Here is an 11972-nt window from a genome sequence, read left to right as displayed (position 1 = left end):
ATGCGTCGGCGGATCCCGGAGCTGTGGCGCCGGTCGGGCGTCATGGTCCGGGACCTCCCGCTCGCGCTGTTCCTGTTCGCCACGTCGTTCGTGCCGGCCCTGCACAACCTGGGGTCGCAGCTCGGGGGCATGCCGCCCCGGCCCTTCGACGCGTGGACACTGGCGGCGGCCGCGCTCCAGGGTCTGTCCCTCACCGTGCGTCGCCGGGCGCCCGCCCTGTGCCTGGCCCTGGTGTCGCTCGGCTTCGCCCTGGACCAGGTCCGCGGCTACCACCTGGTCGCCGGTTCGGCGCTGCCGATCGCGTTGCTGAGTGCGGGATCGCACCTGGAGCGGCACCGGCGCCCCACCGTGCTCGTCCTCACCGTGGCGTACGTGGCGCTCGCGGTCACGCTCCACCGGCTCGGCGGGGACGAGACGGCGGAGGGGTTCGTGATGTTCTACCTGGCGCTGGTCCTCGCCTGGGGTGCCGGGGGGTGGCTGCGCTCGACGCGCGCCGCGGAGGCCGAGCGTCGCCGCCGCGTCGCCGAGGACACGCTCGCCGACGAACGCGCCCGCATCGCGCGCGAGTTGCACGACGTCGTGACCCATCACGTGACGGCGATGGTGGTGCAGTGCGAGGCGGCCCGGTATCTGACCGCCTCGCCGGAACGCCTCGACGAGACGCTGGCCGCCGTCGCCGGCACCGGCCGGCGGGCCGTCACCGACCTGCGGCACCTGCTCGACCTGCTCAACCCCGACCACGGCACCGGCGGCCCCGGGGACAGGACACCGTCCGTCGGCGAGCTCCGCACGCTGGTGGAGCGGACACGCGAGGCGGGACAGCCGGTGGAGTTCACCGAGGAGGGGACACCGGCCACGTCGACCGGCAGCGCCGACCTCGTCGCCTACCGCGTGGTGCAGGAGGCCCTGACGAACGCGCTCAAGTACGCGCACGGCAGCCGCACCACCGTGCACGTGCACCACACGGCAAGGGAGATCACTGTGGAGGTCGCCACGGAGGGGACGGGTTCGACGACCGTGTCCCCGGGTGGGAGCGGACGGGGCCTGGAGGGTCTGCGGCAGAGGGTCGACGTCCTCGGCGGCGACTTCACGGCGGGCACGCGAACGGGTGGCGGCTTCGCGGTGCGCGCACGGATACCTGCCGGAGGCCCGTCGTGACCGCGCCGATCCGGGTCCTGGTCTGCGACGACCAGGTGCTCGTCCGCACCGGCCTGGTGACGATCGTCGACGCGCAACCCGACCTCGAGGTGGCCGGCGAGTGCGGGGACGGGCGGGCCGCCGTCGACCTGGCGGCCCGGCTCCGGCCGGACGTGGTGGTGATGGACGTCCGGATGCCGGTGCTCGACGGCATCGAGGCCACCCGCCTGCTCGCCGGTGAGCGGGTGACGCACCCCGTCAAGGTCCTGGTGGTCACCACGTTCAACCTGGACGAGTACGTGTACGAGGCACTGCGCGCCGGGGCGAGCGGGTTCCTCCTCAAGGACGCCCCGCCCGACCGGCTGCTGCACGGCATCCGCACCGTGGCCACGGGGGCGGCCCTGCTGGACCCCGAGGTGACGCGCCGGCTCGTGGGCAGGTACGCGGCCCGGATCCGCCCCACCGACGGCACCCCGCCGAAGACCCCGCTGACCCCCCGTGAGCTGGAGGTGCTGCGCCTGGTCGCGAACGGCCTGTCGAACAGCGAGATCGCCGAGGCCCTGGTGATCAGCCCCGAGACGGTCAAGACCTTCGTCTCACGCATCCTCACCAAACTCCAGCTCCGCGACCGCGTCCAGGCGGTGGTCCACGCCTACCGCACCGGCCTGGTCACCTGACGGCCGGGGGACGGTGCGGTGCGTCCGACCGCCCCGCCGGAGCCCCGGCCGCTCCTGCCGGCCGGGGCCCCCGATCTCCGCTAGCCGACCACCGCCAGACCCCCGTCCGTTCCCGCCGCCCGGCCGCCGGCGGCCCGGTCCGGGCCGTCCGGGCCGAGCGCGCTCAGGATGTCCTCCACGCTCTGCTTGGCGTCGCCGAACAACATCCCGCTGTTCTCGCGGAAGAACAGCGGGTTCTGCACGCCCGCGTAGCCGGAGGCCATGGACCGCTTGAAGACGACGACCTGCTCCGCCTCCCAGACCCGCAGCACCGGCATGCCGGCGATGGGGCTGGACGGGTCCTCCTCCGCCGCCGGGTTGACGGTGTCGTTGGCGCCGATGACCAGCACCACCGAGGTGGCGGCGAAGTCGTCGTTGATCTCGTCCATCTCGAGGACGATGTCGTAGGGCACCTTGGCCTCGGCCAGCAGCACGTTCATGTGCCCGGGCAGGCGGCCGGCGACGGGGTGGACGCCGAAGCGGACCTCGACGCCACGCTCCCGCAGACGCCGGGTCAGTTCGGCGACCGGGTGCTGCGCCTGGGCGACGGCCATGCCGTAGCCGGGGGTGATGACCACCGAGCGGGCCTGGGCCAGCGTCTCGGCCACGTCGGCGGCGCGCACCTCGCGGTGCTCGCCCTGCTCCTCGGAACCGCCGGACGGCGCCTCGATGCCGAAACCGCCGGCGATCACGGAGAGGAAGGAGCGGTTCATGGCCTTGCACATGATGAAGGACAGGTAGGCGCCGGAGGAGCCGACCAGCGCGCCGGTGACGATCAGCAGGTTGTTGTCGAGCAGGAAGCCGGCCGCCGCCGCGGCCCAGCCCGAGTAGCTGTTCAGCATGGAGACGACGACGGGCATGTCGCCGCCGCCGATCGAGGCGACGAGGTGCCAGCCGAGTGCCAGCGCCAGCACGGTGACCACGATCATCAGCGGCAGGCTCGGGGCGACGACGAACCAGACCGTCAGCAGCACGAAGGCGCCGAGCGCGCCGAGGTTCAGGGCGTTCTTGCCCGGGAGGGTCAGCGGGCGGGACTTGATCCGCGCCGAGAGCTTCAGGTACGCGACGATCGAGCCGGTGAAGGTGACCGCGCCGATGAAGATGCCGATGAACACCTCCGCGTGGTGGATGCCCAGCAGACCGGCGTCCGACAGGGCCTGGCGCGCCGTGTCGTTCGACTCCGCCTCCAGGTAGCTGTTCCAGCCCACGAACACGGCGGCCAGGCCGACGAAACTGTGCAGCACCGCGATCAGTTCGGGCATCTGGGTCATCTCGACGCGGCGCGCCTGCCACAGGCCGAGCACCGCGCCGAGCGCCATCGCCAGCACGATCAGCCCGACCGTGCCCGCCGTTCCGGCTCTCGCCGCCACCACGACCGTGGCGGCGAGGGCGAGCGCCATGCCCGCGATGCCGTAGACGACGCCGGCCCGGGAGGTGCGGTGCTGGGACAGGCCGGCCAGGCTGAGGATGAACAACAGGGCGGCGACCAGGTCGGCCGCGTGGGAGGCCGTCAGGGAAGTCATCTCGGCTCAGCCTTTCGAGAACATGGACAGCATGCGGCGGGTGACGGCGAAACCACCGAAGACGTTGATGCTCGTCAGCAGGATGGCCGTGAAGGACAGGGCGGTGACGATCCGGCTGTCGTGGCCGAGCTGGAGCAGGGCGCCGACCACGATGATTCCGGAGATGGCGTTGGTGACCGACATCAGCGGTGTGTGCAGCGCGTGGTGCACCTTGCCGATGACGTAGTAGCCGATCACCACGGCGAGCGTGAACACCGTGAAGTTCTGCGCCAGTTGGGCAGGGGCGAAGGCCACGAGCAGGAACAGCGCCAGCTGCCCGAGGCCGATCAGGCCGAAGCGGACGGCCGGCGTCGTCCGCGGCTTCTTCGGCTCGGCCACGACGGGGGCGCTCTCGGGCTGTGCGGCCGGCGCGGCGGACACCGCGACGGGCGGGGGCGGCCACGTCACGTCGCCGTCGCGGACCACGGTGACGGCCCGCTGCACCACGTCGTCGAAGTCGATCGCCAGCCGGCCGTCCTTGCCGGGCGTGAGCAGCTTGACCAGGTTGAGCAGGTTGGTGCCGAACAACTGCGAGGCCTGCGCCGGGAGGCGGGAGGCGAGGTCCGTGTAGCCGATGAGGGTGACGCCGTTGTCGGTGACCACCGTGCGTCCGGGCACGGTGCCCTCGACGTTGCCGCCCTGGGCGGCCGCCATGTCGACGACGACGCTGCCCGGCTTCATGACGGCGACGTCCTCGGCCGTCAGCAGACGCGGCGCGGGACGCCCGGGGATCAGCGCGGTGGTGATCACGATGTCCACGTCGGCGGCCTGCTGGTGGTAGAGCTCGGCGGCGGCACGGTCGTAGTCGGCCGAGGTGGCCTTGGCGTAGCCGTCGGTGCTCGCCTCCTGCTCCACGTGCACCGGCAGGTACTCGCCGCCCAGGGACTTCACCTGGTCGGCGACCTCCGGGCGCGGGTCGGTGGCCCGCACGATCGCGCCGAGGCTGGAGGCCGCCCCGATGGCCGCGAGTCCGGCCACGCCCGCACCGGCGACCAGCACCTTCGCCGGCGGCACCTTGCCCGCCGCGGTGACCTGGCCGGTGAAGAAGCGCCCGAAGACGTGCGCGGCCTCGACGACCGCGCGGTAGCCCGCGATGTTCGCCATCGAGGAGAGCACGTCCATCGACTGGGCGCGGGAGATGCGCGGCACGGCGTCGAGGGCGAGGGCCGTCACCCCGGCGTCGGACAGCGTCCGCAGCAGCTCGGGCCGCTGCGCCGGGGCGAGCAGGCCCGCCACGGTCGCGCCCGGCCTGAGCCGGGCGATCTCCGCCTCCGAGGGGGCGTTGACCTTCAGCACGACGTCGGCGCCCCATGCCTCACCGGTCCCGGCGCCCGCCTCGGCGTACGCCTGGTCGGTGAAGCCGGACGGCTCACCCGCTCCGGGTTCGACCACGACCTCGTAGCCGAGTTTCAGCAGTTGCCGCACCGTCGCGGGGGTCGCCGCGACGCGGGTCTCGCCGGGGACGGACTCGGCCACCACGCCGATGCGCTGCGGAGGGTTGTGTGTGGGTTCTTGGGCAGACATGACCGGTATCTCTCGTCAGAGGATCGTCGGAGGATGGTGCGAGGGGGTATCTGCGTTCGAGGTAACTGCGTTCGCGGTAACTGCGTTCGAGGGGAGTCGTACAACGTCCTTCCCATTGATCGCTGGAAACTACCGGCCGAGCGGGTGCGCGCCAACGCGAACGAACGGTGATGTGCTTCACCTGGCGGTGGGAGGCGGCGTCGGGTGGACGGAGCCCCGCCGACGTCGGCGCGGGGCCCGACCGTCGCGACCCGGCGGGTGGGAGGACGAGTTGTGCAGGACCGTTGCGGCTCCGGACGACGCCCGCGGCTGCCGGCGGCTGTGCCGCATCCGGTCCGCTCAGCGGGAGAGGTCCAGGTCCGCGTACAGCACGTCGTGGTCCGAGTGGGAGGTGGGCCGCACCCGCTGCCCGAGCGCGGTGACGCCCCGCAGGAAGACGTAGTCGAACCGTGCGCGCCAGTCCGTCGTCGTCGGGCAGCCGTCGAGCGACGACGGCCGGCAGCGGGAGTCCGCGTCGGCGGCCAGGGACCACACGGGTGCCAGTTCGGGCGCGGCGGGTACGGCGTTGAAGTCACCGAGCACGACGGCGCGGTCGTACCGGGCGATCGCGGCGGCGAGGACCTCGGCCTGCCGGGCGCGGACACCCTCCTGGCGCCGTTGGGCGAGGTGGGTGGTGAACACCCGGACGGACCGGCCGTCCACCGTCGTGGTGACCGCCAGGTATCCGCGGTCCTCCGATCCGCCGTCGGGGTACTCCACGACCGCACGGTCCGTCATCGGCGCCGCCGACAGGATGGCCTGGCCGTAGCCGCCCGGGGTCCACGGCGTTCCCCCGCACCGCCCCCGATGACGCAGGACCGGCCCGTACGCGGCGTGGTAGTCCAGCCCGTAGTAGCGCCGCAGGTGGTCGCGGATCCTCTCGACGTCGCTCACGCACGCCTCCTGCAACGCGACGACCTGCGGGGCGTACAGGGCGATCTCCCTCGCCCGGTCGACGTTCCGTGCGCCGCAGGGGTTGCAGAGGTTCCACGTCATGACCCGGTGGGGCACGACCTCACGGGGGGCGTCGGCGGGCAGGGCCCGTGCGAAGAGGCCACCTCCGGGCACGGACGGGCCGAGCAGCGTCGTGCCGGCGGCGATCAGTGCGCCCGCGAGCAGCCACCTGCGTCTTCCGGCCACGTCGGCCCCCTCCACGTCGATCCGTCCGGCGTCCTGTGCCGTCCCCGGGACCGGGCGCGACGCCCGGGACCGGCGGTTCGTTCGCGGATCCCCCGGGCGCTGCCCTCCCGACCTTACGCGCGGCCCCGCGCCCGGCGTGCCCCGGCGACGCGGTCCGCACGCCGGGCGGGTGGGACGCCCCGCGGGGCGGCGACGCCTTCGATGCCATGACACCTCTTTGTGGAAGTGTCCAGGCCATGGCGGACATGTTCCAAGGTGCCCAGGCCCAGCACTCGAGCCGTCGGCAGCGGTGGCACGATTTCCGGCGGACGCCGCTGTGGCCCGCCACCGTGCTGGTGTTCATCCTGGCGGCCTCGGCCGGCCTCTTCGCCGGTTCGTACACCTACTCGATGGCCGATCCGACGCCGCGCTCGATCCCCACCGCCGTCGTCGGCTCGTACGAACAGGCCCGCGGGCAGGCCTTCCTGAACGGTCTGGAGAAGGCGCTGAACGCGTCCGTGAAGCTGCACGCCTACGACGGTGTCGCCGCCGCCCGCCAGGCCATGGACGACCAGAAGGTCTTCGCCATCTTCGACGTCCGCGACGACGGGAGGACCGCGGTCCTGGACCTCTCGGGCGCCTCCGGAGCCTCGGTCGCCGAGGTGCTGGCCGACACGGCGCCGGCCGTGGGAGCGAGGACCGGCGTCAGGGTCACCGTCCGGGACCTCAACCCGCTCCAGAAGGGCGACCCGCGAGGGCTGGCGATCTTCTACATCACGTTGGCCGCCGTCGTCATCGGCTTCCTCGGGGCGATCCAGCTCAGTGTGCACGCGCGGTCCCTGACCCCCCTCGAACGAACGCTGTACACCCTCGCCTACGCGCTGCTCGGCGGTTTCGCCATCGCGGCGACCGTGGACTGGCTGCTCGGAGCGCTCGACCTGCCGTTCGTGGAGTCGTGGTTCATCCTCACACTCACCCTGTTCACCGGCGGCATGGTCTTCACCATGTTCAACACCCTGGTCGGACGCTGGGCGATCCTGCCGACGTGGGGGCTGATGGTCCTGCTGGGCAACCCTTCCTCCGGCGGCGCGGTGTCATGGCCCTTGTTGCCCTCCCCGCTGGGCGCGATCGGCAAGTGGCCGCCCGGCGCCTCGGTCAACGCCCAGCACACGGCGGTGTACTTCCAGGGCCACCAGCACGTGTTCCCGTTCCTGGTGCTGGGTGGGTGGGCCCTGCTGTCGTGCACGGTCTTCTGGGTCTGGCGGCACCGGCACCCCGGGGGCCGTGATCCCCGTCCGGCCGAGGCCGAGGAGTGACGACGCCGCCTGTTCGGGCGCCTCGGCGGGCTACCACGTTCGGCTGTTCCGTGGAATCGTGGCGGCGATGACCAGTGAACCCGCCTCCCCCGCACCGGCGTTGACGGATCCGGGTTCCTCGGTGGCTCCTCCCCGGCCAGGGGTCGCCCGCCCGTCGTGGGCGTCGGCGCGGTGCTGCTGCGACCGGACGGCCGCCTTCTCCTAGGGCGCCGGGCGAAGCGGGGCGAACCCGCCTCGTGGTGCCTGCCCGGCGGCCACCTGGAACCGGGAGAGAGCTGCGAGGAGGCCGCCGTCCGCGAGATCGTCGAGGAGAGCGGGATTCGGGAGGTGCGGGACGCGCGGGTCTTCGCGTTCGCGCTGGAGACCGCCTCGGACCGCACCCACCTCACCGCCGGCGTGGTCGTGCGTACCGTGTCGGACGCCCCGGTGGCCTCCCTCACCGAACCGGACGTCTTCGAACGATGGACCTGGACCGCGCCGACCGAACTCCCGACCCCGCTGTTCCCCGCGACCGCCGCACTCACCGCGGCATGGCTCGGCCGCCCTGCCCCCGACGGCTGGACCCTGTACCCGGCCACGGCGGGGGCCGCCGTCCCGGGACGGGGATGAAGACCCTCTCCGCCGCCGGCCGTCAATCGGCGACGTCGACGCCGTAGTGCCGGGCGAGGTCCGCGAGAGCGTGATCGTAGCCCTGTCCTACTGCACGCAGGCGCCAGCCGTCGCCCCGGCGGTAGACCTCGGCGAGGATCATGCTGCGCTCGGTGGTCGCGGCGTCGAGGGTGGCCCGGGCGGTGGGGGCCGCGCCGACCCCGCAGGTGGCGAGGATCTCCACCGCGCCGATGTCGGAGAAGGTCGCCGCACCGTCGATCGCCGCCGCGATCACGACCCTGCTCGCCTCCAGGGGCAGACGCTCCAGGTGGACGTCGACGGCCTGCTCCGTCGGGCCTCCGACGGCGAGCCGGACCGTGCCGTCCGGGTGTTCGGGAGCACCGTAGAAGACGAAGTCCTCGTCTCCCTGGACCTGTTCCCGCGCGTCCACCACGAAGGCGACGACATCCACCTCACATCTGGCGAGCTGCCCCCAGGTGGCCGCCACCGTCCACACCCCGGCGGTGTCGGGCAGGTCGACGACCGCACCCCGGACCAGGACCTCTGCCGTGTCCCGCGGCTCGGATGCCTCCGCGCCCTCCGACATGGGCTGGGGCCGGGACTCCGCGGCAGGGGCCGGAGCGGGTGCACGGAGGAGCCAGTTCGCGTCGTGGACGGGGAGACCGAGCAAGCCGATGCGGCTCATCCGGCGGTCCGACTCCCCACCGGGCAGCAGCACGACGTCGGTGACCGACGCCGAGAGGTTGACCGCCGCCGAAGCCCCGAGGCCGACGGCACGCGCACGTTCCGCCGCGGCTGCCTCGTGGGTGCCGCCCAGAACCAGCACGCGGCGCCCGGCGAGCGGCCGGTCCGCCCCAGCTGAAGCGGTCCGTGCGGGGGACGCGGCGGCGCGTTGAGCCGGCAGCTGGGGAGGGGCCGGCGTCGCCGCGGCGCGAGGCCGGTCGGGGGCGCCGGGTCGGGTCGCGCCCTTGGCCTGGCCGGGTCGCACGTCGTCAAGCAGTCGCAGATACGTCCGCTCGTCCACCAGGGGAACGCCTGCGGCGACGGCCCGTCGCAGTTTGGTGGTCCCCTCGGAAGGATCGTTGGTGACCAGGACACTGGTCTGCCCGCTGACCGTGGTCATCATGTTGAGGCCGGCCGCCACCGAGCGGGCGATCAGTTCCTCGCGGGCCGTCCCGGTCTCCCCCGTGACGGCGACCTTCATCCCCTGCACCAGGGGCCCGCCCTCGTGCAGCCGGCCGGGGTTCCGGTAGGCACAGGGAGTCTTCGGCACGTAGGGCTTGAAGTCCTGGCGCGGCGGACAGGACAGGAGCGGAAGGCTCAGGCCCAGCCGCTCGGCGGCGTCGAGCGAACCACGCAGGATTCCCGTGAGGACACGGACGTCGTCCTGCGCGTCGTGGGCCCGCTCCTGACGCACGCCGTAGTGCGTGGCGAGCGTCCCCAGCTTGAGGTCCGGCGTCGCGGGCGCCACCAGCCGGTTGAGAGCCAGCGTGCACAGACGGTTGCTCACAGGAACCCACGACCGCACGCGGGCGAACTCGTGGGCCAGGAAGTCGTAGTCGAACTGCGCGTTGTGGGCGACCAGGACGCGACTGCTCAGCAGCGCGCCGACCCGCGGCGCGATCTCCTCGAAGGTCGGTGCGCCTGCCAGGCGCGCGCGGGTGAGCCCGTGAACGTGCACCGGCCCCGGGTCGCAGCCGGGGTCGAGGAGGGTGGAGAACTCGCCGGTCTGCCGGCCCTGCCCGTCCAGTGTGACGACCGCGAGGGACAGAACCCGGTCCCGGCCGGGCCGCAGCCCGGAGGGCTCCACGTCCACGAGCGCCCAGTCACGGACGTACTCGGGCAGCGTGGGCCACTTCGGGCTCGCTGACAGCAGGGCCATCTCGGGCTCCCCTCCCGGTGTGCAAGTGGCACGCAGCCGTCTCGCGCTCATGGTCGACCAGGGCGATTTTCCCATGGCCGGCTCACGCGCACCGCGGATCTCCCCAAGGCGTGGGCCGAAGTGCGCGCGGCGCCCGGTGATGGCGTAGTAGTCCTGAAGAGCCTCAACACCGGTTCCGAACCACTTTGGAGTTGCCGATGGCCGTTCGCCGGGTCGTACCCAACATCCACTCGGACGCCGTGCAGGAGAGCCGGGAGTTCTACGGTCTGCTCGGCTTCGAGGAGGTCATGAACCTCGGTTGGATCATGACGCTCGCGTCACCGTCCAGTCCCACGGCGCAGGTCAGTCTCATGGCCGGCGACAGGACCGCACCCGTCGTTCCGGACATGAGCGTCGAAGTGGACGACGTGGACGCCGCCTACGCGGCCGTGCTGGAGAGCGGCGCGGAGATCGTCCACTCCCTGCGGACAGAGGACTGGGGAGTGCGCCGGTTCTTCGTCCGTGACCCGAACGGCCGCGTGGTCAACGTGCTGGGCCACCGCTGACGGTCCCCGCCGTGACGACGCGTCGGCCGGGTCGCGTTCCGGCGCGGTCCCGCCGGCGTCACGCCCGGCACGGCCAGGCCCCGCCGTGGCCTCGGCGGTTGCGCGGCATCGCGATGGCCGGGACGTCCCGAAGCCCGCTTTGCGGCTCTTCGCGGACGAGCGATCCCTCGCGTGAGACGATCGCGCATGGCGGGCCACGCCCCGGCCCACCCGGTCAACTTCAGCTCTGCACACGTGACATGACGTTCCATCAGCAACGGTGAGAGAGGTACGGCATGACTGCCACGGCTCGACTGCACCACAGCCCGGAACTGCCCGCACTGCTGGACCGGATCGACGCACTGGGCAAGTCGCTCGACGCGGACGCGGATGCCGCGGAGAAGCTCGGCAGACTCCCCGAACACACCGCCCGGGCCCTGCTCGACACGGGGATCGTCAGGGCGGAGTTGCCGAAGAGCCTCGGCGGGTACGAGTTCACCCCCTCTCAGCTGATCGAGGCGGTCGAGCGGCTCAGCTACCACGACGCCGCGGCCGGCTGGACGATGTTCGCCCTGCAGCTGGTGACCGGCTCCACCGCGGCCTTCATCGGGGACGCCGCGGCGTCCGACCTGTTCCCCGACGTCGCCGGCGGGCGGTACGCGCTGGTCGCCGGGCACGGCACCCGGCCCGGCCGGGCAGTTCCGGTGAAGGACGGCTACCTGGTGAGCGGCAACTGGCAGTTCGCCTCCGGAATGGCGCACGCCACGCACGTCCACAGCCTGATCCAGGTCGAGGGCACCGGGGAGATGCGGATCCTCACCATGCCGAAGTCGCAGGTCGTGCTCGACGGCAACTGGGACGTGCTCGGGCTGCGTGCGACGCACAGCATCGACTACCACTGCCACGAGGTGTACGTCCCTCACGAGTACACCTACCTCGCCACCACGACCACCCCGGTCAACGGTGGCGCCGTCTACCGGCTCGGTCTGGTCAACATGGCCGCGATCGGTCACACCGGCTGGGCGCTCGGCGTCGGACGGCGCCTGCTCGACGAGCTCCAGAAGGTGGCCAGGGCCCGCACCGGATCGCGTGCCGCCGCCGTCGACACCTCCCAGTTCCACGCGGAGTACGCGACCGCCGAAGCCCGGCTCCGGGCGGCCCGGGCGTGGGTGACGGAGACGTGGCGCGGCTTCGAGGCCACCCTCGACGCGGGCGACCCGCTCACCACGAAACAGGACACCCTGCTGCGCCTCGTCCTCAACCACGCGACGTCGACCGCGCGGGAGGTCGGTGACACGGTCCACCGCTGGGCGGGCTCGGCAGCGATCCGGCGCGGCCCGGTCGACCGCTTCCTGCGCGATCTCCACACGGGGACCCAGCACATCACCTCGAGCCCCGTGGTGCTCCAGAACTGCGGGAAGTGGCTCAGCGGCGCCCGGCCCGAGGCGCGGTGGAGCTTCCTCGACCTGGCTGAGTGACGTCCCGCCACGTCGCGCGTGTTTCGGCAGGTTGCGAGACCGGACGGTCCCGCGCTGAACCGGGGC

At 72.5% G+C, this 11972-nt stretch carries 10 protein-coding genes; 6 read left to right on the top strand and 4 right to left on the bottom strand.

All coding sequences use genetic code 11. The features are described from left to right. Positions 1 to 1158 carry a sensor histidine kinase gene (locus ABT026_RS18675; RefSeq protein WP_502968006.1) on the top strand — a complete coding sequence of 386 codons (1158 nt, stop codon included), beginning with the start codon at positions 1 to 3 and terminating at the stop codon, positions 1156 to 1158. Continuing rightward, the gene (locus tag ABT026_RS18670; RefSeq protein WP_351115669.1) at positions 1155 to 1814 is read left to right on the top strand and encodes a response regulator; all 660 of its coding nucleotides are present in this window, start codon (positions 1155 to 1157) and stop codon (positions 1812 to 1814) included. The genes ABT026_RS18675 and ABT026_RS18670 overlap by 4 nt, the downstream gene beginning before the upstream one ends. A gap of 80 nt (positions 1815 to 1894) precedes the next feature. Here ABT026_RS18670 and pntB read toward each other — a convergent pair whose 3' ends face one another. The 3 genes from pntB to ABT026_RS18655 all read right to left on the bottom strand — a co-directional run bounded on the left by pntB (position 1895) and on the right by ABT026_RS18655 (position 6118). Further along, positions 1895 to 3376, bottom strand: a complete 1482-nt coding sequence (gene pntB / locus ABT026_RS18665) for a Re/Si-specific NAD(P)(+) transhydrogenase subunit beta (RefSeq protein WP_351115668.1) — start codon at positions 3374 to 3376, stop codon at positions 1895 to 1897. 6 nt (positions 3377 to 3382) lie between these two features. Next, a complete protein-coding gene (locus tag ABT026_RS18660; protein WP_351115667.1) occupies positions 3383 to 4939 on the bottom strand; it encodes a Re/Si-specific NAD(P)(+) transhydrogenase subunit alpha in 1557 nt (518 codons plus the stop codon). A gap of 339 nt (positions 4940 to 5278) precedes the next feature. After that, complete coding sequence (locus tag ABT026_RS18655; protein WP_351115665.1) at positions 5279 to 6118, bottom strand: endonuclease/exonuclease/phosphatase family protein; 840 nt, start codon at positions 6116 to 6118, stop codon at positions 5279 to 5281. Positions 6119 to 6354: 236 nt separating this feature from the next. On the opposite strand from ABT026_RS18655, the gene ABT026_RS18650 reads away from it, so the two are divergent. Both ABT026_RS18650 and ABT026_RS18645 read left to right on the top strand, forming a co-directional pair. Further along, complete coding sequence (locus ABT026_RS18650; protein ID WP_502968004.1) at positions 6355 to 7413, top strand: ABC transporter permease; 1059 nt, start codon at positions 6355 to 6357, stop codon at positions 7411 to 7413. Positions 7414 to 7569: 156 nt separating this feature from the next. Continuing rightward, on the top strand, positions 7570 to 8022 hold the full coding sequence (locus tag ABT026_RS18645; RefSeq protein WP_351115664.1) for a nucleotide triphosphate diphosphatase NUDT15: 453 nt from the start codon (positions 7570 to 7572) through the stop codon (positions 8020 to 8022). 22 nt (positions 8023 to 8044) lie between these two features. Here the strand turns inward: ABT026_RS18645 and ABT026_RS18640 are convergent, their stop codons facing one another. After that, positions 8045 to 9904 carry a TerD family protein gene (locus tag ABT026_RS18640; protein ID WP_351115662.1) on the bottom strand — a complete coding sequence of 620 codons (1860 nt, stop codon included), beginning with the start codon at positions 9902 to 9904 and terminating at the stop codon, positions 8045 to 8047. Positions 9905 to 10101: 197 nt separating this feature from the next. On the opposite strand from ABT026_RS18640, the gene ABT026_RS18635 reads away from it, so the two are divergent. Both ABT026_RS18635 and ABT026_RS18630 read left to right on the top strand, forming a co-directional pair. After that, positions 10102 to 10449, top strand: coding sequence for a VOC family protein (locus tag ABT026_RS18635; protein ID WP_351115661.1), 348 nt, complete (start codon positions 10102 to 10104; stop codon positions 10447 to 10449). 275 nt (positions 10450 to 10724) lie between these two features. Next, the gene (locus ABT026_RS18630; protein ID WP_351115660.1) at positions 10725 to 11906 is read left to right on the top strand and encodes an acyl-CoA dehydrogenase family protein; all 1182 of its coding nucleotides are present in this window, start codon (positions 10725 to 10727) and stop codon (positions 11904 to 11906) included. The last annotated feature ends 66 nt before the right edge of the window (positions 11907 to 11972 follow it).

Origin of the sequence: Streptomyces sp. NPDC002734, from assembly GCF_040295685.1 — a bacterium.
Lineage (GTDB): Bacteria > Actinomycetota > Actinomycetes > Streptomycetales > Streptomycetaceae > Streptomyces.
The sequence above is the reverse complement of the archived record's forward strand: the minus strand, read 5'-3'. Positions and strand labels throughout refer to the sequence as shown.